This window comes from Erysipelothrix aquatica (assembly GCF_009828825.1).
Lineage (GTDB): Bacteria > Bacillota_I > Bacilli_A > Erysipelotrichales > Erysipelotrichaceae > Erysipelothrix > Erysipelothrix aquatica_A.
In genome coordinates, this window is the sequence record NZ_WTTA01000007.1 from 1 (window position 1) to 20,678 (window position 20,678).

Genomic DNA, 20,678 nt, shown 5'->3' on the forward strand with positions numbered 1-20,678 from the left:
TGGTCTTTTATTTTTTTATTTAATTGCTTATACTTCATATGGGAGCTCCTTTTAGTCGGGTGGGCTCCTTTTATTATACAAAAACAACCGCACCTTGGTGGTGCGGTTGAGACTTGAATTTAGGAAAGCATACGACTAATCGTATGCTTTTATACTATATTATTCTGAATCTACAGTTTCGATTTCAATATCTGCATCATCGTGTGACTTATCATCGATATCAGCGTCAGAGTCAGCAATTTCTTCCCTAACTTTCAACACCGCCACTGAAGCTACAGCGTCATTTTCTCCAACATTGATAATTCGAACACCAATCGTTGAACGACCATATATTCCTATATTTGCAACTTCTGTTCGAATAACAGTTCCATCACTTGAAATAACAAGAAGCTCTTCATCACCTTCGACAGCTCGAAGTGATACGAGATTTCCGTTCTTCTCAGTAATATTAACTGTTTTAACACCTTTAGCACCACGTTTTGTTAAGCGGTACTCATCTAATTCAGTACGTTTGCCATAACCTTTTTCAGTAATGGCTAAAATATACTTACCTTCACGGTCAGTTGCGACCCCTACAACGATGCCACCATCAACATCGAATCCTCGAACACCAGATGCGGTACGTCCCATTGGTCTAACTTCATTCTCGTCAAAGCGAACTGCTTTACCGTTGTCTCCACCGATGATAATTTCATTTGAACCATCAGTCATTTTGACAGCGACGAGTTCATCGTCTTCGCGTAGCGTAATTGCAATTTTACCATTTTGTCGAATTGACTCAAACTCGCTCACTGCAACACGTTTTACGATACCTTGACGAGTTACGAAGAATGCATACTTAGAGTCTTCATCATCTCTAGGTACTTTCACCAGTGTACGAACTTCTTCTCCTTCATCCAGAGATAGTAAGTTGACGACTGGAATTCCTTTAGCAGTTCTACTTGCTGCTGGAACATTAAATCCACGCATTCTATACACTTTACCTTTATTAGTAAAGACTAGTAAGTAATCATGAGTTGAAAGAGCTAAGAACTGATCAATTTCATCTTCATCGTATGTCGCCATACCTTTAACACCCTTACCACCTCTATTTTGAACATTAAATGAGTCTATAGTTGTACGCTTAATATAACCATTCATGGTCATCGAAATTACGATATCTTCTTCAGGTATCAAATCTTCATCAAGCATATCGATATCTGCTTCTATTACCTCAGAGCGTCTTGGATCTCCAAATTTAGTCTTAATTTCTTCTAAATCTGTCTTAATAATATCTAAAACACGACTGTGATTTGCGAGAATATCTTTTAAATCTTCTATTGTTAGTGTTAACTCTGCGTATTCTGCATCGAGTTTTTCACGTTGCAATCCAGTCAAACGTCTGAACTGCATATCTAAGATTGCTTTAGATTGAATTGCTGTAAGGCCAAATCGTTCATTAAGACGACTACTTGCCTCAGCATCATCATTTGAACTTCTGATAATTGTCATTACTTCATCAATATTATCGAGAGCAATGATCATTCCTTCGAGAATATGAGCACGTTCCTCAGCTTTTCGAAGTTCAAATCGTGTTCTTCGTGTAATAATTTCGATTTGGTGATCTCGGTAATATCCTAGTATTTCAAGAAGGTTGAGCAATTTTGGTCTATTATCGACCAACGCTAACATATTTACACCAAATGTCGATTGCATTGCAGTTAAGCGGTATAGTTGATTTAATACAACTTCCGGTTGTATTTCACGCCGTAATTCAATAACTATTTTGATACCGACTCGGTTTGACTCATCTCTTAAGTCGGTAATTCCTTCAATTTCTTTATCACGAACCAGACTAGCGATTTTCTCAACAAGATTCGCTTTATTTACTTGGTAAGGTATTTCAGAAATTGTAAGAACCGGCTTCCCATTAGGTAACTCAGTGATATCAACTTTAGCACGCATAACTACAGATCCACGACCAGTTTCAAATGCAGACTTGATACCTGAGCGTCCGAGTAAATAAGCTCCTGTTGGGAAATCCGGACCAAAAATATACTCATCCATCAATTCCTTAATTGTTATTTCCGGATTATCAATTAACGCAATTGTAGCATCAACGACTTCTCCTAAGTTATGAGGAGGGATATTCGTTGCCATCCCGACAGCAATCCCCGTTCCACCATTAACTAAAACATTCGGAAAACGTGAAGGTAGAACCGAAGGTTCTTTCTCTTCTCCATCATAGTTAGGTTGAAAATCAACAGTCTCTTTATTAATATCGCGCATCATTTCCATCGAAATTTTGGACATACGAGCTTCAGTATAACGCATCGCAGCAGCGCCATCGCCGTCAATTGAACCAAAGTTACCATGGCCATCAACTAGCATGTATCGGTAAGAGAAGTCTTGTGACATACGAACCATTGATTCATAAACAGCACTATCACCGTGAGGGTGATACTTACCAATTACGTCCCCAACAATACGTGCAGATTTCTTATACGGTTTATCACTCGTCATACCCAAATCATTCATCGCATATAGAATACGACGGTGAACAGGTTTCAATCCATCACGTACATCTGGAAGGGCACGTGAGACAATAACAGACATTGCATATGAAACAAAAGATTTCTTCATTTCATCAGAAATACTACGCGATTTTACGCGATCAAATTCTTTATTCTCTTCCATTTTTCCCTCCCTAGATATCTAAATCTGCATATTCTGCATTTTCTTGAATAAACTGGCGACGGGGTGCAACTTCATCACCCATTAACGTTTCAAAAATCATATCGGCTTCCATTGCATCTTCAATATCAACACGAATAAGCGTACGTGTTTGAGGATCCATAGTTGTTTCCCATAGTTGCTCTGGATTCATTTCACCAAGACCCTTGTATCGCTGAACATTGAAACGATCACCGAACTCAGGTTTAAGCTCTTCTAATTCTTCGTCGCTATAGGCATAAGCCATTTTATTTCCACGAGAAATTTTATACAAAGGTGGCTGCGCAATATACACAAAGCCTCCTTCAATGACTGGACGTAAGAAGCGGTAAAAGAAAGTTAAAAGTAACGTTCTAATGTGCGCACCGTCTACGTCAGCATCGGTCATGATAACGATTTTATGATATCTCAACTTCTCAAGATTCATTTCTTCACCAATTCCTGTACCGAATGCTGTAAGCATCATACGAATTTCATTATTGTCAAAGATTCGGTGTAAACGAGCCTTCTCGACGTTGATAACCTTACCACGTAGTGGAAGAATTGCTTGGAATTTACTATCTCGACCTTGTTTTGCACTTCCACCAGCGGAATCACCCTCGACGAGGTAGATTTCACTTTCGGCCGGGTTACGATTTGAACAGTCTGCAAGTTTTCCAGGTAATGATGATACTTCAAGAGCACCTTTACGACGTGTCAATTCCCGCGCTTTACGAGCAGCAACACGTGCTTTTGATGCAACGAGAGCTTTATCAATGATAATTTTTGCATCATCAGGATGCTCCATTAAGAAACGTTCAAATTGATTACCAAAGATGTTAGAAACAATCTTGCGTACTTCACTATTTCCAAGTTTTGTTTTTGTTTGCCCCTCATATTGAGGATCTGGATGTTTAACGGAGATTATAGCAGTGAGTCCTTCACGAACATCATCACCTAAGAAGCCATCTTCGTCTTTTTTCAATAGATTATTTTCTTTAGCATAATTATTAATAACACGTGTTAAAGCAAGACGGAAACCATCTTCATGAGTTCCTCCCTCTTGGGTATTAATATTATTTGTAAATGAATAGATATTTGGAACAAATCCATCATTATACTGCATTGCAACTTCAACTTGGATTTGATCTTCTTCGCCTTCAACATAAACAATCTCTTCATGAATTACTTGGCGATTTCTATTCATAAAATGAACATATTCAAGAATTCCATTTTCATAATGGAACTCGTTGACGCGTGACTCTTCAGGCTCTCTCTCATCAATAAATGTAATCTTAATTCCTTTATTCAAGAAAGCCATTTGACGTAAACGATCACGTAATACATCAAATGAATACTCTGTTGTTTCTTTAAATATTTCTGGATCAGCTTTAAATCTAACCTCTGTTCCTTGGCGATCGGTTGTTCCACGTTCTTCTAATGGAATAGCAGTGTGGCCACCGTTTTCGAAACGAAGATAATACTCAATTCCTTCTTTAAAAATAGATACTTCTAAGAAAGTAGACAAGGCATTAACAACGGATGCCCCAACCCCATGAAGTCCACCAGAAACTTTATAGGCGCCACCACCGAATTTACCTCCGGCATGAAGCACTGTATAAATTGTTTCTGCAGTAGAAACACCAGTTTTTTCGTGAATTCCAACTGGAATACCACGACCATTATCAGAAACAGTGACAATGTTATCTTTATCGACAGTAACTGTAATTTCACTTGCAAAACCAGCTAGAGCCTCATCAATACCATTATCAACAATTTCCCATACCAAATGGTGCAAACCACGAGCAGATGTACTCCCTATGTACATCCCAGGACGTTTACGAACAGCTTCTAATCCCTCTAATACCTGAATATCTTCTGAAGTATAAGAATGTTCTACTTTGTTTGATGCCATTAAATTACCTCCTTATGAATAATTCCTTTATTAACGTGAAACACATTTAAGTTTCTCTCTGTTTGTATAAATTGCATATCAGTCGTTGTAATAAATACTTGTACGGCGTTTGGAATCATTTTCAGAACCATTTTACGACGTGACTCATCTAACTCCGAAAATAGATCATCCAAGCATAATATTGGATAAGCCCCTTGCAACTCGTAAACCAACGAGACAAGCGCAAGTTTAAACGCAATCATGAGCATTCGTTTCTGTCCTTGAGACGCAGTATTGATAACAGGAACCCCATCCATCTTAAATACGTAGTCATCTCGATGAATTCCCACTTGCGTTGCACGTAAATCCAAATCTCTTTGGTACATTTCTTGCATACGTTTCGTAAGATTAGTAAGAATCGAACTATCAACACTTACAGGGCTCCTATACTCGAAATTAACACGAGTCGATGTTTGACTCATTGCTTGGTAAAATCTTTCTACAATTGGCTCTAAACGAGCTATAAATGCATTTCGTTGCTTGATAATCGGAATTTGATACTCAATTAGTTGACTATCCAGTATTTCCAATAAACTAAAGTCAATATTTCGTGATTTCAATAATGCATTACGTTGCGTTAAGACCTGTGTGTATCTAGATAAAATGCCAATATAATCCTTAGAAAGTTTTCCTAATTCAAAATCAACGCTTTTACGTCGAATTTTTGGTGCATCCGTAAAAAAATTTAAATCATCAGGATTGAATAATATTACATTGCAATACCCGATAAAATCACTTAACTTTTTCAATGGTGAATGATTAACCTGTAAATATTTTCCTTGCTCGCTAACAACTATTTTCAAAAGGTGTCCCGAATCCATAACTGCTTCGGCTTTAGCAAATTCTTTTCCATTTTGGATCAGAATTTTATCATCATTAACTCGAAATGATCTGCCTGAACCTAAAAAAACTATCGATTCGATGATATTTGTCTTACCTTGACCATTGTTTCCAACAAACACTGTAATATTTTCCGGAAAATCGAGACGTACGTCCTCAACATTTCGAAATTGTTTAAGTTCAAGTTGCTTAATCTGCATCTTCTTCAGAAATTTCATGCATTTTCCCGTTAATCACAACTTGATCACCAGGGTAAAGTTTCTTTCCACGACGATTTTCATTCTCGCCGTTTACTTGAATTGAGAATGTATGAATAAGGTGTTTAGCTTCTCCACCCGATTGCACATAGTCCATAACTTTTAGAAACTGTCCAAGTGTTATGTAGTCTCCTTCTTTTTTCATATTATCCATCCTTTTTTTAACTCCTCTATTTTATCATATTTTACGACAAAATGCACGTATATGAATAATCATAAAAGTCCTATATTAGTGGGTTTGATGACATTTTTTTGCATAAAAAAAAAACAACCGATTTTGCACCTTCAAAAATTGTTTTTTTTTAGATGAGTGTATTCGGTTGTTATTATGTTTTATATGCTAATTATTTGGATAAAATACCCATAATGAATCCGCTAATTATTGATCCAATTGCAATGTAAGCAATGTATAGGACTGGTTGCGAAACAAGGAAGATCACGAAGATACCACCGTGAGGTGCACTTACCATAATATTTGATGCAAGGACAAGTGCACCGGTAACAGCGGATCCAACTACAAAACTTGGAATGATTCGTAACGGATCTTTTGATGCAAAAGGAATTGCTCCTTCAGTAATAAAAGATGCTCCTAAAACTGCATTAGTAAATCCCGCTTGTTTCTCTTCGACTGTAAATTTATCTTTGAAAAATAGTGTTGCAACAAATACTGCAAGCGGTGGTACCATACCGGCCGCCATAACGGCTGCCATGACACTACTTCCTCCTACTGATGCTGTAGCAAGCGTTCCTGTACCAAAAACATAGGCCGCCTTATTAACTGGACCCCCTAAGTCAATTGCCATCATTGCACCTAAAAGCAATCCTAGGATTACAGCATTCGTGCCTGACAGGTTCAGTAGAAAGTTGTTCATCATATCATTAATCGTTTTCATTGGTACATTAACAATAAGCATTATTGCACCAGTAATGAGGACACCTAATAGAGGATATAACATGATGTTTTTTAATCCATTCAGTGAATGTGGCAGTCCATTGAGCATTTTTTTCACAAAATTAACTACATATCCTGCCACAAATCCACCAATTAGGGCGCCAAGGAAACCTGCGCCACCAGTGCTAGCAATTCCACCTGCCACAAATCCCGATACGAGACCCGGACGATCTGAAATACTGTAGGCAATGTAACCCGCTAATACGGGAAGCATGAATCCAAATGCTGCGCCACCAATTTTATTCAGAGATGATGCTAGTTCATTATAACTACCTAATTTACCTAAACTATCTTGTGGCACACCTATTAACTGATCGACCAAAAAGGAAAGTGCAATAACAATTCCACCACCAATAACAAATGGGAGCATATAAGACACACCACTCATTAGATGTTTATAGATTCCTTTTTTCTCATCTCGTGGTGATTCTTGAGCCTTCTCACTATGAATAGGAGTATTATCAGAAAGTGCTTCTTCAAATAATTTTTGTGGTTCTTTAATTGCTTTAGCTACTGGGACTGCAAGCATCTTTTTACCATCAAATCGTGATGTTTCAACCTTGATGTCAGCAGCAACAATCACAGCATCAGCATTCTCAATATCAGCCTTCGAAAGTTGATTGCCAACACCAGAAGTTCCGTTAGTTTCAACTTTTACATCAATGTTCAACTTCTTTGCAATTTCTTGAAGTTTCTCTGCTGCCATATATGTGTGTGCGATTCCTGTTGCACATGCTGTTACTGCTACAACTTTTTTATGATTATGTAAATCTTTCGTTTCGATATTATTAGAAGTATCCTCAATTGAGAATGCTTCAATTATTTCTGAATACGTTGAGGCATTTTTTAGTTTTAACACAACATCAGCATGCATGAGCTTACCCGATAATTCCGCAAGAATTTTAAGATGCTCATTTCCTGAATTTTCCGGAGCAGCAATCATAAAGAATAAATGTACAGGCTTGCCATCCATACTTTCGAAATTTACTCCAGCAGCACTTCTTCCAAAAAGAACAACTGTTTCTGTAACTAAATTGCTCCTACCATGAGGGATTGCAATTCCATCTCCAACACCAGTCGTACTTATAGCTTCTCTTTCAAGAAGTACATCTAAGAACTGGTTTGCATCACTAACAAATCCTTGTGCCTTTAGGTATTCGGACATTTCTAAAAGCACTGATTTCTTATCATTTTCTTTCAAATCAAAAATAATACTATTACTTTTAAGCACATCACTAATTTTTAATTCCATAATTAGATCCTCTCTATTTTGATTTTATTCATTAAATTTGATATTTCATCTGCTGTTGCAAGAGCTTCAGAAAACGCAGTTGCCGTTCCTGAAGCTGATGATAATAAGTATGTTTCTTTTTCGGATTCTCCTTTTACGATTCCTGCAATAAATCCGGCAACCATAGAGTCTCCAGCTCCAACTGAATCAATAAGCTTCCCTTCTGGTACCGTCGCCTTAAATAGGTCTTGATTGGAAATATATATAGATCCATCTTTACCACAAGAGATAATAATATTTTTGACACCTAATTTAATCATTTCTTTACCTGCAATAAGGATCGATTCGTAATCATTCGAGACATTGGTAATTTGAAGGAATTCATCGATATTTGGTTTAATTAAGAGGGGATGATATTTTAAAATATTTATGAGCTCATGACTTCCAATGTCAACGATAAAATCAATATTCTTCGAATGCAAATATTGCGCTATCTTTGTATACCAACTGTAGTTCATTCCCCGGGAAATACTGCCACTCATAACAACAATATCGTTTTCGGTAAATGTCTTGATTTCTCGTTCGAGTTGTTCAATGTATTTCGAATCAATGATTTCTCCAGAACCGTTCAACTCAGTTTCGGTATCGGTTTTAATCTTTACGTTGATCCTCGTTAATACATTTGAATCGATAAATCTATCCTTTATGTGTGGGTACTCTTTCAAATTTTCACGAATATGTTCGCCAGTAAAACCTCCTAAAAATCCATGAAGCGTCGTATCAATTCCTAAATTATTGAGTACGATTGCAACATTAATTCCTTTACCTCCAATTCTTATTTTTTCGAAGTTTGACCGATTCGTCTTGCCAAGTTCCATAGAACTTGCAGACATTAAATAATCAATTGATGGATTTAGTGCAATAATATGTATCATGAAATCACCTCTATTTGTATTTTATCATAAATGTAATCGTTTTCAACCACTATTTATCATTTATTATCATTTATATTCAAATCGATAATAAAAAAAGTAGGACACGCCTACTTTATTACTTTTATATTTAGGTATTTATCTCCTGGATGTTTATTTGAAACTAGGTAGCCATCACTAATTTGAGCAAAGGACATTCCTGACTTTCGTCCAAATTTACTATCATCACCTAGGAAATACACTACATTAGATTGCTTGATAATTGTTGCCTTGATCATTGCTTCCATTTCATCAGGAGTTGAATAACCAAACTCTGGATCAAGAGCATTAAATCCTATAAATGCTATATCAAAATTCATACGTTCAAGATACTTGATGCTTAGTGATCCAACCGTTGCAAGTGTCTTAGTTTTTAGATGACCACCGATAATATACGTATCAATATTGTATTTGTTTAGCATTTCAATATGATGTAAGCCATGAGTAAACACCGTTACATTCTTGTTTTCGAGATATGGAATGACAAGTGATGTTGATGTTCCTGCATCTAAATAAATTGATGAATCGTCGGGAATATAATCTGCAGCGATTTTAGCAATTTTTAGTTTTTCGTCAGCATTAGTAGTTCGACGCAACTCGAGCTCAATATCCATAGCAATATGATTTTGCTTGAGAGAGCTCGCGCCTCCATGAACTTTTTTAATGACATTTTCTTCATGAAGTTCATTAATATCTCTTCGAATCGTAATTTCGGAAACATTCAGAAGTTGCGATAATTCTTCTACTTTCGCAAATTGATGTTCACTTACGTATTCAATAATTGCGAGATGTCTTTGATTCTTTAACATGACTAGTCAAATGTTCTAAGTGGTAGGATTAACTGAACAATTGAATCATCTTCTGGATGACGAATTACAAATGCTTGCATTTCACCCACGAACATAATTTTAACTGTTTCTGACTTGAAGGATTTTAAAGCTTCAATCAAGTATTTTCCACTGAATGAAATTTTTAGATTGCCTCCCACATAATTTATTGGATGGAGAATTTCTTCTGATGATCCAATTTCTTGAGATTTTGAACTAATAATAATTTCATCTGGAGTAGCTTCAAGTTTTACAGTCCAATACCCTTCACTCTTTAAGAATGAAGATCTATCAACAGCATTGATTAAATCGGTTTTCTTAACTACGAGTTCAAATCCATACTCGTTCGGAATCAAACGATTTACATCTGGGAAAAGACCATCAATAAGTCGAGATTGAATCAATGTTTCGCCAATATAGAATTGAACTAATTTATCCGATACTGCAATAGTAATGATTTCATCACCGGTAATTGTCTTTTGTACCTCGTATAAGTTAGAGGCTGGGACTGAGATATTGAAGTCCATCTCTACAGGAAGTTCTACAACTTTCTTTGCAAGACGGTAACTGTCAGTTGCGACACTATTTAAAGTCGTTCCATTAGCTTTAAAGTTTACGCCTGTAAAAATTGGACGATCTTCACTTGTTGAGCAAACAAAAGCTGTCTGAGAAATAATCTCAGATAATTTACTTCCAGAAATCTCGAATTGTTTTTCTGGTTTTGTAAAGTCGATAATTGGGTACTGATCGCCCTTTGTTCCATTAATGTTATATTCTGCTTGATTTCCACTGATACGTGTTAGAGCACCGTCAATAATTTCCATATTAATGATGTCAGCATCTAATTTTCGAACTGCTTCAAGAACATAACGCGCTTCTAAAACGACATCACCTTCTTCATGGATAACTAAATTATTTTCATCGTTAGCATAAATGACTTCACGAATAGAAATATTTGAATCACTAGCTATCAACGTTAACGTGTTGTTACGTAATTCAAATTTGATTCCTGAAAGTATAGGTAGCGGTGAGTGTGTTGATGAAGCACGACCAACTGAAGATAATGATTTATAAAACGATTGTTTTTTGATATTAAACTTCATAGATTCCTCCAAAGTATATTGAATACAATTACATTTATTATAGCATAATTATGCAAAATATTATTAGCGAAAAAAGAATTCGTAAAGAACGATTTTTTGTTATTTATAAGTATATTAAGTAATTTAATACTATTAAGGGCTGTGGAAAAGTGGATAACATATTATTTAAGCCTATAATACGCTAAATAAGGCTATTTTAGGGTGTTATCAATATGTGGATAACTGTTGATAACTTCTCTAAAAGAAAAACCAGCTGATAAATTTAGCTGGCTTTAAATTCAGATTCAATTTCAAAAATTGCTCGTGCAAGAAGCTGATCTGTTTTAAGTTTTTTTTCAATTTTGTCACATGCACTTATTATGGTTGAATGATCACGTTTTCCAAATTCTTCACCGATTTTATTGTACGGTAAATCGAGATGTTTTCTCGATAGATAAATTGCAATATGGCGTGCATTCGCAATTGCTTTCGTTCGTGCCTTAGAAACAAGCTGAGCTTGTGTAAGTCCATAGTAGTCAGCTACAATGCGCTTAATAGTTTTTGTATCCAATTCATTTGTTTTTATGGGTTGTCCATTTGTTACCTTAAATGCAGACATGGCTATATCTAAATTTATATGGTCATTATTAGAGAATTGAATAGAGTAAAACAATAAGCGGTTAAGTGCACCTTCTAAAGTTCTCACATCTTTAGAGAAATTTGCAGCAACATAAGCGAGGACATCCTCATCAAAAATTCCTGGATCAACACTTCGACTCATTATTTTCATTTTTAGAATTGCAAGCGAAGTTTCAAACTCTGGCGAATCAACACCAACAGATAAACCTGAGGAAAAGCGGCTAATTAAGCGGTCTTCGAGTCCTTTAATTTCGGTTGGAAGTCGGTCACTAGTAATAACAATTTGTTTACGGTTATAAATTAATTCATTGAAAATATGGAAGAAAATCTCGTGGGATTTTTCTTTACCCGCTAAAAACTGGATATCATCAATGAGTAAAACATCGAGATCGTACATTTGATCTTTGAAGTCTTCAATTTCTCTATTCTGAATAGAGTTGGCAACCTGTCTGACAAAATCAGAACTTGATGTATAAAAGACCTTCGCATTAGGATTCTTTCCTTTGATATAGTTACCAATTGCATTTAGTAAGTGGGTTTTACCTAAACCGGAATTTCCATATATAAATAGCGGTGTATAAAACTGTCCAGGCCGATACGCGCAACCTAATGCAGCCGAATGACTTTCCTTATTACTAGGTCCAACTACGAAATTTTCAAAAGTCTGGTCAATAGCAATTCCATCAGATTTAACAACACGCTTTACTTCAGGAACAGGATTAGCAGTAATTGGCTTCTTCTGTGTAAACTCGCCTTCTTCAAGAACTTCACAGACCATGTTTTCTCGTTCTAAAACAGAATTTATGGCTTTATTCAAGTATTCAAGCTGATCATGTAGAATGACTTTTTGTAAATAAGTTGAAACAACAATCGTTGCTGTTGCATCATCGAGTGCACCAAGACGAGTATCAGATTCAATATATGTTTTAAAAATCATATCATCTAAAGGACTGTTTTTCTGAATATATGATTTAACTTTTCCCCAAACATCCTCTAAATAGAATTTCATCGTTGTCATGGCATTTCTCCTTGTTCATTTACTATAATACCAAATTAAAATAAGAAAAAAAGTAGGTATTTTTTTGGTAACAAGTTATCCACAATCGTAAGTGTCAACCGTACAGTAAACAGTGGATAGTTTAGAGTTATCCACACTTATCCACAAAATTAACAATGGGGATTAATTGAGGGAAGTTGAAAAGATAGTCAACAACTGTTGATAAATGAATAAATCAGGAATATTATTTGAGCTTCGAACGTATTAACAACATCATTATATAGCTTGTAAACTGGATATAATTCACTTTTCCACATATCAACAAAGTGTTGATAAACAATGTTATAAAGTAGTGGTAAAAGGTGTTAAGAGTCAAAGTGGATAAAAAAATCAGATATTTAATCCACTGATTTGTAAACAGGGTTATCACCATTCCTTAAATTATTAAAATAATGTGGATAAATGTTGTTGAATTTGTTAAAATTCAAAGGCATGTTTTCTGAATCAATAAAAAAAAGCGTACTCACTTGTGGGTTTCGTTGACATTTGGATACAGATTATATATAATTTTAAAGCATTTGCTCTTTATCGTAAAAAAGAACTGGAGGTGGTTTTCAATGAAGAGAACTTATCAACCGAGCAAAAGGAAACACCAAAAGGTCCATGGCTTCAGAGCCCGTATGAAAACAGTTGGCGGACGTCGAGTGCTTTCACGTCGTAGATCAAAAGGAAGAAAAGTGTTATCTGCATAAAAAGTCACCCATGCGGGTGGCTTTTTTGTAAAGATGGAAGTGAATTATGAAAAGAGAACTTAGAGTAAAAAATCCAAGAGATTTTCAGCGAATTATACAACGACGTCGTTTCAAAAATTCGAAGTCTTTTTCAGTATATATAGATACAAAAAAAGAGATGAGCCCACGATTTGGAATATCAGTTCCTAAAAAACTAGGTGGAGCCGTATTAAGAAATAAAACCAAGCGCCAAGTACGCTCAATGGTTCAAGATATTGGAGTTTTTGAAAGTGATTATGACTATATTATTATGGTACGTAAAAGCTATTTCGAAACAAGTTTTGAGGAAAACCGAAAAGACTTGGAAAAACTCCTAAAAACAGTTAAAATATAACAGTACGTATGTTAGGAGATTTAGATGAGAAAATATAAAAAAATTGCACTCCTAGGATTACTACTTGTAGTACTAACAGGATGTATGAGCTATGTTGATCCTGTAACGAAACAAGTGTATCCAGAATCAATTATTCGATTAGGAGATGCATGGACATGGGGTAAAGAGAGCTGGTTCGGCGCTATCTTTGTATGGCCTATTGCACAATTACTTAACTTCTTTGCTCAATATGTTGGAGCGTTATTATCAATTGTTATCGTTACATTGTTAATTCGTTTATTAACAATTCGTGGATCAATCAAATCAACGATTCAACAACAAAAAATGCAATTGTTAGGACCTGAACAAGCAAAAATTGAAGAGAAATACCGAAATAGAACTGACCAACAATCCAAAATGGCTAAAGCAACCGAAATGCAAAAGCTATATCAAAAACACGATATCAAACCGATGTCAGCAATCGGAGGTCAATTACTACAATTACCAATCATGATTGCAATGTACTATGCGGTTACACGTGCAGACTTAATTATTAGCGGAACAGTATTTGGAGAAACATTAGAAAAAACACCAATGCAAGGATTCCAAGAAATGAATGTTGTGTATATTACAATATTCGCATTAATGGTTATCTTCCAAGCATTATCAATGTTCTTACCACAATACTTAGCAAAACAAAAATTGAAGAAATATCCAAATCAAAAGCAACCAGCAAACCCAGCAAGCTCAATGATGTATGTATCATTAGCAATGATCGTTTTCTTTGCTTTAACATGGAATATCGGAATGAGTCTATACTGGATGATTTCAGCTATGGGACAACTATTCCAAACACTTTATATTAACAATAAATACGCAGATCAAAAATAGTTCATAGGAGGAAGTCATGAAGCAATATACCGCAAAGACTTTGGATGAATTACTAAGTAAAGCAGCCAAAGAAAAAAATGTTCAACCCGAAGATTTAGTATATTACGTAACTGAAGAAAAGACAGGATTCTTAGGAATTGGGTCCAGTGTTACTGCTGAAGTATATGCCCTCCAAGACGTGTCTGAGTTCATTAAAGATTACCTAACTACATTCTTTAGTGGTTTAGGACAGAACGTTGAAATAGAAATTGATCAAAACAATAATAATATTCGCATTAATATTAATGCAGAGAATAATGCAATCTTGATTGGCCGTGGTGGTAAATCGCTAGATGGACTAGGACAATTGGTTCGTCACGCCGTTAACGCTAAGTTCAAGCGTAGATTCTTTGTTACCCTTGATATTAATAACTATAAAAATGACCGTTACCAAAAACTTAAAGCAATGGCAAAACGTATTGCTAAACAAGTTCAACGATCTAAAGTTGATGCATCGTTAGATCCGATGCCAAATGATGAGCGCCGCGTTATTCATAAAGAATTAACGAACTTCCCTAATGTCAAAACGTTAAGTGAAGGTTCTGGCCGTAACCGTCATCTAAAGATCATTTATGATCCAAACAAAGAGTAAGGGGAAGCCCTTATTCTTTTCTTTCTAAAGAGGTATGTATGAAAATAGTTGTAGGTCTAGGAAATCCTGGAAAACAATACGAACGTACACGCCATAATGCTGGTTTTATTACAATAGACAAAGTTGCTTCTAAATTGGGAGTAACAATTTCTACGAAGAAATTTAAAGCATTGATTGCGGAGACATTCGTAAAGGGTCAAAAGGTTATTCTCGTTAAACCACAAACATATATGAACTTATCAGGCGAAGCTGTCCGTGAAGTTGTGGCATATTATGATGCATATCCAGAGGATATTATTATCATAAGTGACGATAAAGACCTTGATTTGGGAAAAATCAGAATCCGTCCGAAAGGCAGTTCTGGTGGACAAAATGGAATCAAGAGTATCATCGAACATATTGGTACATCTGAAATTGCACGGATTAAAGTGGGGATAGGAAAAAATCCCCATATGAATACTGCAGATTACGTCATGGGAAAAATTGATGAGGAAACAGCTATCGATCGTGCTGCAGATGCGGCGATTGATTTTGCTGAAGGAATAGAAATTCTTGAAATTATGAACCGTTATAATGGAGCAAATAATTCATGAATTGGCTTAAAGATTACTTACAATCGAATCCTATTGTTGAACAATACACCCAGGGCAAAGATAACTTTGCCCATTTGAGCGTGATGCAAGAAGCAATGTTAGCTGTAGGATCCACATTAAAAAATAAGAAAAGAGTATTTATTGTTAAAGAAAATGAGCAGCAAGCTCAAGAACTGTTCGATCAAATTCGGCGAATTAGTCCCGAATCAAGAGTTATATATTATAATCATGAAGAATCTCTAAGAGTTGAAGCTATCGTACAATCTGAAATTATGCGTGCCAATCGAATCGAGGCACTCTATCGCATATTAGAAAATGACTATGACATATGTATCACGCATGCAATTGCTTCGATTCGTAAGCTTTCGTCACCCAATACATTACAAGAGGCAATTACAACCATAAAAATTGGTGACCAGTTTGAGCCAATTGAACTTGCGCGTCGCTTGCATAATATGGGTTACTCGCGCGTTAAATACGTTGATCAGCCGTTTACGTTTGCAATGCGTGGTGGTGTTTGTGATATCTTTTCAGTTCAAATGGAAAAGCCAATTCGCATTGAATTCTTTGATGTTGAGGTTGAAAGTATTCGATCCTTCAATATTGATGATCAAAGATCAGAAGAGAAACTTGAATCTGCAACAATCGTCTTTGCGAATGATGTGCTATTAACAGATTCCGATAGAGCGGTGATTGTATCAAAAGTTGATCAAGCATTGGCATTAGAAAAAAATGAAGAGCTTATCAATAACGTTGAAGTCAAACGGGAGCAGATAAGCCAAGGATCGTATGATACGACACTCTATCCCCTTCTTGGATACTGGGAAAACTATGCAACCATCTATGATTTCGTGAAAGATGCACAGCAAATTTTAAGTTCGGTTGAGGGTGTGGAACGCACATTAAAACAAAATACGATAGATTTAGCAGAGTATTCCGAAGAATTGTATGACATGCACGAGTTAATCTATATCAATAATATGTATGCAGAATATACCTCTTACCTTAGTGATGCTTCAAAAATGAAAATTCATGAGTATCAGATTGAAAATGAAGTCTTCGTTCCTTGGCATAGTGCAAACATAATATCGGATAATATCGTAGAGACACTCCAATGGATTCGTAAAGAAGCAATAACCCAACGTGTTATCATTGCTTTAAATGAACACAACATGGAAGAGTTTATCCGTGCACTCATTAATGCAGATATGTCTTATACAGTATTAACGGACTACCCAAGCAAACCGGGGATTTATATTGATTACTCAGATATCCAAAGTGGATTTTATCTAGAAGATGAGAGAATTCTTGTTTTCACTGAAAAAGAGCTATACCAATATCGTAAAAAGAAATACCGCTATGACAATAAATTCTCAAAAGCAGAGTCTTTGAACCAACTTCAAGATTTAGACACTTCTGATTATGTTGTGCATCGTCAATATGGAATTGGTCGTTACATGGGAATTACGACCAAAGAAATTGAAGGAGTCCATAAAGACTTTATGAGAATCATGTATCGTGATGGTGATGAATTGTTTGTCCCTCTCGAACAATTTAGTTTAGTTCGTAAATACATGTCTTCTGAAGCAACTGCGGTTAAGCTTAGTAAACTTGGAAGTAGTGCATGGCAAAAGAATAAAGATAGAGTTAAACAAGATGTTGCATTAGTTGCGGATAAACTTGTTAATCTCTACTCACAGCGAATGGAAAGTGTTGGTTACGCATACCAACCTGATACCGAATTTCAAAAACAATTTGAATCAGAGTTCGAGTACGAGTTGACTCCAGATCAAAAACAAGCAATCAAAGAGATCAAGGAAGATATGGAAAGACCGCTTCCGATGGACCGACTTCTCATCGGTGATGTCGGATTCGGAAAAACAGAAGTCGCAATCCGGGCAGCATTTAAAGCATTTGTAGATAGTAAACAAGTTATATTCTTGTGTCCAACTACGATTCTTAGCGCCCAACATGCTAGAACGTTTAAAGAACGCTTTGCAAATTATCCAATTGTTGTTGAAGTATTGAATCGTTTCGTATCTGATAAAGAACAAAAAGATATCATTCAGCGTTTTAAAGATGGAAAAGTTGATATTTTAGTTGGAACGCATCGTGTTTTATCACGAGATATCAAGCACCATGATCTCGGGTTATTAATTATTGATGAAGAGCAACGTTTTGGTGTCGAACATAAGGAACGGATTAAAGAATTCAAAGTATCGGTTGATGTACTATCGTTGAGTGCAACGCCGATTCCGAGAACGTTACAAATGTCATTAATTGGTCTTCGTTCATTGTCACAACTTAATACTCCACCGTCTAATCGACTTCCAGTTATGACCTATGTAATCGAGAAAAACCAAAAAACAATTAAAGAAATTCTTGCAAAAGAACTAAATCGTGATGGGCAGGCATTCTATCTCTATAACAATGTGGAGCAAATTTATAGTGTTGCAAATAATATTGCAATGTCGGTTCCACAAGCGCGTGTTGCGGTAATACATGGACAGATGGATCGGAGCGATATTGAAGATGTTATGATCCAGTTTATTGAGAAAGAAATTAACGTCTTGGTATGTACCACAATTATCGAAACAGGCATTGATATTCCAAATGCGAATACAATTATTGTAGATAATGCTCATCGATTTGGACTGTCTCAGCTGTATCAGATTAAAGGTCGTGTTGGTCGATCAGATCGTCTAGCCTATGCATATTTTATGATACCAAGTAAGCAAAATATTACAGAAGTCGCACAAAAACGTCTGCAAGCAATTAAGGAATTCACGCAATTAGGAAGTGGCTACAAGATTGCAATGCGTGATCTTACCATTCGTGGTGCGGGAGAATTGTTAGGCGGAAATCAATCCGGATTCATTGACACAGTGGGTATTGATTTATACGTTCAACTTCTTAAAGAAGCTATTTCCGAGCGTCAAGGCAAAGGAATTGAAACACCAGAAACAGAATCACGATACAATCTAAGCGTTGATGGTTATTTACCTGACGATTTTACAAGTGATGACGGTGAAAAACTGGAATTGTATCAACGTATTAATGACTTAGAAACAATTTCAGATCTAAAACGATTCTATGATGAAATGCGGGATCGATATGGAGAGCTTCCAGAGTCGGTAACAATGTTATTGGAAAAAACACGATTGGAAATCTTCTTGCGAGATGAACGTATTGAATCATTTAAGGAACGTGTGAATAAAGTTGAATTAAGATTCACAGAAGCATACAGTTCAAATGTCGATGGTATCAGTCTCTTTGAATTGATTTCGGAACGCTCAAGTGAGATTAAAATTAAGTATACGAATCGAATGATATCAATCGAATTACCTGTCTATAAAGGATGGGCTGAAGATTTAATTTATGTTTTAGAACATGTAAAGGAGCAAAATCATGAGGCTTGATAAGTATTTAAAAGTATCGCGAATTATCAAACGACGTACAATTGCGAAAGATTTGGCTGATGATAATCGTGTGTTTGTGAATGGGAAATTAGCAAAACCATCGACTGAAGTCGCGGTTGGAAACGTCATCGAAATTCGCTTTGAACACCGCCATATTAAGGTGGAAGTAACCTTTCTAAGTGATAAAATTCTGCGTTCAAATCCTCCAATGTATGAATTATTGGATGATAAACGCATTGAAAAGAGTGAATAAGTATCTTCGAATATGTGAATTAGTTTATTTTAATTCACATTCACTGTCTTTATATATTAAAAAAAAAGACCTGAATTGTGACAAAAACGTCACTACATAGTGCGAAAATTTAAAATATGTGAAGATATCCTTGAAATATTATTACAATATGAGGATTGTGAAAGTGAAGTGACAACTCTTGAAACGTAATAATTTGTCGGTATAATTAGGTGTGTAAAGAAAAGGAAGATGAGACACTATGGCTCAAATTGCTAAGAAAAAAATTAAAAAAACATCACCACTTGTTAGAATTATTTCAACATGTCTTGGTGTTGCCGTTCTTGCATTTTCGGGATACATGTTAACAAAATCCGTAAACGAATTAGTTACAACAGCACAACTTAAACAAGAACTAAATACAGTTCAATCCCAATTGGATACATTGAAAGATGAACAAACAACGCTCAATGAAGAAAAGGCTCGTTTAGAAGATCCGACCTACGTTCAAAACTATGCACGTGGTACCCACCTCTTATCGAAGTCAGGGGAACAAGTATTTATTTTACCTAAGGGTGAATAATAGAAAAGGTATGACATAATGTCATACCTTTTTATTTTGTAAGTAAAGACGCAGCTTCATTGCAAGTGCAATTGTCTTTGCATCCGTAATTTCATTACTCATGATTTTTGCTTCAATCTCTGAAAGATTGAGTTGGTGAACGTGAAGTTCTTCACCCTCATCAAGATTTTGTCCAACAAATTCTAAATCAGTAGCGTAGAATAAGGCTAATGTTTCTGTAAGATAGGCAGGTGTTGGATGCATAATGCCAAGTGGCACAATAGTTTGGGCGCTATATCCAATTTCTTCTTGAAGTTCACGTTTCGCAACATTGAGGGGAATTTCACCCGGATCTGTTTTCCCAGCTGGAAATTCAGTCATGATCATTTCTGTACCAAAACGGAATTGGTCAACGACATAAAAGTATTCATCATCGTGTGTCGCTGCGATTACAGCCCCACCAGGGTGTTTTAAGACTTCAGCTGTGAAAATACCTGCATCGGTCTCAAAATCAGTCTCAAAGGCGTCTATAAGAAAGCCATCAAATTTTTTTCGTTCATCGAGTTTTTTATAAGTTTTTACCATTGTTTTTATAATCCTTTCGCGCACCAACATAGTGTTTAATAAGATAACCAAAGCAAACAATCAACAAGATTCCTGTGATAACGGGAATAAAAGGTTGTGTCCAAAACATATAAACAATCATCAAAATAAAAATTATAGCAATCAATCCATTATAAGTTTTGTCATCAGCAGCATTGTGAAATGCCTGTTTAAGTGGTTTCATCAACGTTATCCTTCTTTCATC

General features: G+C 35.8%; 19 protein-coding genes. 8 read left to right on the forward strand and 11 right to left on the reverse strand.

Going from position 1 to position 20,678, the window contains the following annotated elements; translation table 11 throughout:
• Positions 1 to 159: 159 nt before the first annotated feature.
• The 9 genes from gyrA to dnaA all read right to left on the reverse strand — a co-directional run bounded on the left by gyrA (position 160) and on the right by dnaA (position 12,462).
• Positions 160 to 2,676 carry a DNA gyrase subunit A gene (gene gyrA / locus GVV22_RS10490; RefSeq protein ID WP_159650002.1) on the reverse strand — a complete coding sequence of 839 codons (2,517 nt, stop codon included), beginning with the start codon at positions 2,674 to 2,676 and terminating at the stop codon, positions 160 to 162.
• 10 nt (positions 2,677 to 2,686) lie between these two features.
• Positions 2,687 to 4,606, reverse strand: coding sequence for a DNA topoisomerase (ATP-hydrolyzing) subunit B (gene gyrB, locus GVV22_RS10495; RefSeq protein WP_159650003.1), 1,920 nt, complete (start codon positions 4,604 to 4,606; stop codon positions 2,687 to 2,689).
• A complete protein-coding gene (recF, locus tag GVV22_RS10500) occupies positions 4,606 to 5,703 on the reverse strand; it encodes a DNA replication/repair protein RecF (protein ID WP_236261958.1) in 1,098 nt (365 codons plus the stop codon). The genes gyrB and recF overlap by 1 nt, the downstream gene beginning before the upstream one ends.
• Positions 5,675 to 5,896 (reverse strand): RNA-binding S4 domain-containing protein, encoded by a 222-nt coding sequence (locus GVV22_RS10505; RefSeq protein WP_159650004.1) that lies wholly within the window; start codon positions 5,894 to 5,896, stop codon positions 5,675 to 5,677. The genes recF and GVV22_RS10505 overlap by 29 nt, the downstream gene beginning before the upstream one ends.
• A 190-nt stretch (positions 5,897 to 6,086) precedes the next feature.
• Entirely contained in the window at positions 6,087 to 7,946 is a 1,860-nt protein-coding gene (locus GVV22_RS10510) for a PTS fructose transporter subunit IIABC (protein ID WP_159650005.1), read from the reverse strand.
• A 2-nt stretch (positions 7,947 to 7,948) separates the two neighbouring features.
• On the reverse strand, positions 7,949 to 8,860 hold the full coding sequence (locus GVV22_RS10515; protein ID WP_159650006.1) for a 1-phosphofructokinase family hexose kinase: 912 nt from the start codon (positions 8,858 to 8,860) through the stop codon (positions 7,949 to 7,951).
• 107 nt (positions 8,861 to 8,967) lie between these two features.
• The gene (locus GVV22_RS10520; RefSeq protein WP_159650007.1) at positions 8,968 to 9,705 is read right to left on the reverse strand and encodes a DeoR/GlpR family DNA-binding transcription regulator; all 738 of its coding nucleotides are present in this window, start codon (positions 9,703 to 9,705) and stop codon (positions 8,968 to 8,970) included.
• A 2-nt stretch (positions 9,706 to 9,707) separates the two neighbouring features.
• Entirely contained in the window at positions 9,708 to 10,826 is a 1,119-nt protein-coding gene (gene dnaN, locus GVV22_RS10525; RefSeq protein WP_159639949.1) for a DNA polymerase III subunit beta, read from the reverse strand.
• Between the two features lie 262 nt (positions 10,827 to 11,088).
• Positions 11,089 to 12,462, reverse strand: a complete 1,374-nt coding sequence (gene dnaA, locus GVV22_RS10530) for a chromosomal replication initiator protein DnaA (protein ID WP_159650008.1) — start codon at positions 12,460 to 12,462, stop codon at positions 11,089 to 11,091.
• A gap of 596 nt (positions 12,463 to 13,058) precedes the next feature.
• On the opposite strand from dnaA, the gene rpmH reads away from it, so the two are divergent.
• From rpmH to GVV22_RS10570, 8 genes are all read left to right on the forward strand, one after another.
• Complete coding sequence (gene rpmH / locus GVV22_RS10535) at positions 13,059 to 13,193, forward strand: 50S ribosomal protein L34 (protein WP_003774176.1); 135 nt, start codon at positions 13,059 to 13,061, stop codon at positions 13,191 to 13,193.
• A gap of 46 nt (positions 13,194 to 13,239) precedes the next feature.
• Positions 13,240 to 13,566: a ribonuclease P protein component gene (gene rnpA / locus GVV22_RS10540; protein ID WP_159650009.1), complete on the forward strand. Its 327-nt coding sequence runs from the start codon at positions 13,240 to 13,242 to the stop codon at positions 13,564 to 13,566.
• Positions 13,567 to 13,590: 24 nt separating this feature from the next.
• Complete coding sequence (gene yidC / locus GVV22_RS10545; RefSeq protein WP_159639953.1) at positions 13,591 to 14,436, forward strand: membrane protein insertase YidC; 846 nt, start codon at positions 13,591 to 13,593, stop codon at positions 14,434 to 14,436.
• Positions 14,437 to 14,452: 16 nt separating this feature from the next.
• Complete coding sequence (locus tag GVV22_RS10550; RefSeq protein WP_159650010.1) at positions 14,453 to 15,067, forward strand: protein jag; 615 nt, start codon at positions 14,453 to 14,455, stop codon at positions 15,065 to 15,067.
• A gap of 38 nt (positions 15,068 to 15,105) precedes the next feature.
• Positions 15,106 to 15,660, forward strand: coding sequence for an aminoacyl-tRNA hydrolase (pth, locus tag GVV22_RS10555; protein WP_159650011.1), 555 nt, complete (start codon positions 15,106 to 15,108; stop codon positions 15,658 to 15,660).
• Positions 15,657 to 19,079, forward strand: coding sequence for a transcription-repair coupling factor (gene mfd, locus GVV22_RS10560; RefSeq protein ID WP_159650012.1), 3,423 nt, complete (start codon positions 15,657 to 15,659; stop codon positions 19,077 to 19,079). Before pth ends, mfd begins: the two co-directional genes overlap by 4 nt.
• Positions 19,069 to 19,332, forward strand: coding sequence for an RNA-binding S4 domain-containing protein (locus GVV22_RS10565; protein ID WP_159634878.1), 264 nt, complete (start codon positions 19,069 to 19,071; stop codon positions 19,330 to 19,332). Before mfd ends, GVV22_RS10565 begins: the two co-directional genes overlap by 11 nt.
• A gap of 238 nt (positions 19,333 to 19,570) precedes the next feature.
• On the forward strand, positions 19,571 to 19,891 hold the full coding sequence (locus tag GVV22_RS10570) for an FtsB family cell division protein (protein ID WP_159650013.1): 321 nt from the start codon (positions 19,571 to 19,573) through the stop codon (positions 19,889 to 19,891).
• 21 nt (positions 19,892 to 19,912) lie between these two features.
• Here the strand turns inward: GVV22_RS10570 and GVV22_RS10575 are convergent, their stop codons facing one another.
• Positions 19,913 to 20,455, reverse strand: a complete 543-nt coding sequence (locus tag GVV22_RS10575; protein ID WP_159650014.1) for an NUDIX hydrolase — start codon at positions 20,453 to 20,455, stop codon at positions 19,913 to 19,915.
• Positions 20,439 to 20,657, reverse strand: coding sequence for a hypothetical protein (locus tag GVV22_RS10580; protein WP_159650015.1), 219 nt, complete (start codon positions 20,655 to 20,657; stop codon positions 20,439 to 20,441). The genes GVV22_RS10575 and GVV22_RS10580 overlap by 17 nt, the downstream gene beginning before the upstream one ends.
• Positions 20,658 to 20,678: the final 21 nt, after the last annotated feature.

Bases quoted from the DNA above. Each gene is read 5' to 3' on its own strand.
- dnaA (WP_159650008.1), bottom strand. From the start codon at position 12,462: ATGACAACGATGAAATTCTATTTAGAGGATGTTTGGGGAAAAGTTAAA.
- dnaN (WP_159639949.1), bottom strand. From the start codon at position 10,826: ATGAAGTTTAATATCAAAAAACAATCGTTTTATAAATCATTATCTTCA.
- GVV22_RS10565 (WP_159634878.1), top strand. From the start codon at position 19,069: ATGAGGCTTGATAAGTATTTAAAAGTATCGCGAATTATCAAACGACGT.
- mfd (WP_159650012.1), top strand. From the start codon at position 15,657: ATGAATTGGCTTAAAGATTACTTACAATCGAATCCTATTGTTGAACAA.
- GVV22_RS10510 (WP_159650005.1), bottom strand. From the start codon at position 7,946: ATGGAATTAAAAATTAGTGATGTGCTTAAAAGTAATAGTATTATTTTT.
- GVV22_RS10515 (WP_159650006.1), bottom strand. From the start codon at position 8,860: ATGATACATATTATTGCACTAAATCCATCAATTGATTATTTAATGTCT.
- recF (WP_236261958.1), bottom strand. From the start codon at position 5,703: ATGAAATTTCTGAAGAAGATGCAGATTAAGCAACTTGAACTTAAACAA.
- rpmH (WP_003774176.1), top strand. From the start codon at position 13,059: ATGAAGAGAACTTATCAACCGAGCAAAAGGAAACACCAAAAGGTCCAT.
- pth (WP_159650011.1), top strand. From the start codon at position 15,106: ATGAAAATAGTTGTAGGTCTAGGAAATCCTGGAAAACAATACGAACGT.
- GVV22_RS10570 (WP_159650013.1), top strand. From the start codon at position 19,571: ATGGCTCAAATTGCTAAGAAAAAAATTAAAAAAACATCACCACTTGTT.
- yidC (WP_159639953.1), top strand. From the start codon at position 13,591: ATGAGAAAATATAAAAAAATTGCACTCCTAGGATTACTACTTGTAGTA.
- gyrB (WP_159650003.1), bottom strand. From the start codon at position 4,606: ATGGCATCAAACAAAGTAGAACATTCTTATACTTCAGAAGATATTCAG.
- GVV22_RS10550 (WP_159650010.1), top strand. From the start codon at position 14,453: ATGAAGCAATATACCGCAAAGACTTTGGATGAATTACTAAGTAAAGCA.
- GVV22_RS10505 (WP_159650004.1), bottom strand. From the start codon at position 5,896: ATGGATAATATGAAAAAAGAAGGAGACTACATAACACTTGGACAGTTT.
- gyrA (WP_159650002.1), bottom strand. From the start codon at position 2,676: ATGGAAGAGAATAAAGAATTTGATCGCGTAAAATCGCGTAGTATTTCT.
- GVV22_RS10575 (WP_159650014.1), bottom strand. From the start codon at position 20,455: ATGGTAAAAACTTATAAAAAACTCGATGAACGAAAAAAATTTGATGGC.
- GVV22_RS10580 (WP_159650015.1), bottom strand. From the start codon at position 20,657: ATGAAACCACTTAAACAGGCATTTCACAATGCTGCTGATGACAAAACT.
- rnpA (WP_159650009.1), top strand. From the start codon at position 13,240: ATGAAAAGAGAACTTAGAGTAAAAAATCCAAGAGATTTTCAGCGAATT.
- GVV22_RS10520 (WP_159650007.1), bottom strand. From the start codon at position 9,705: ATGTTAAAGAATCAAAGACATCTCGCAATTATTGAATACGTAAGTGAA.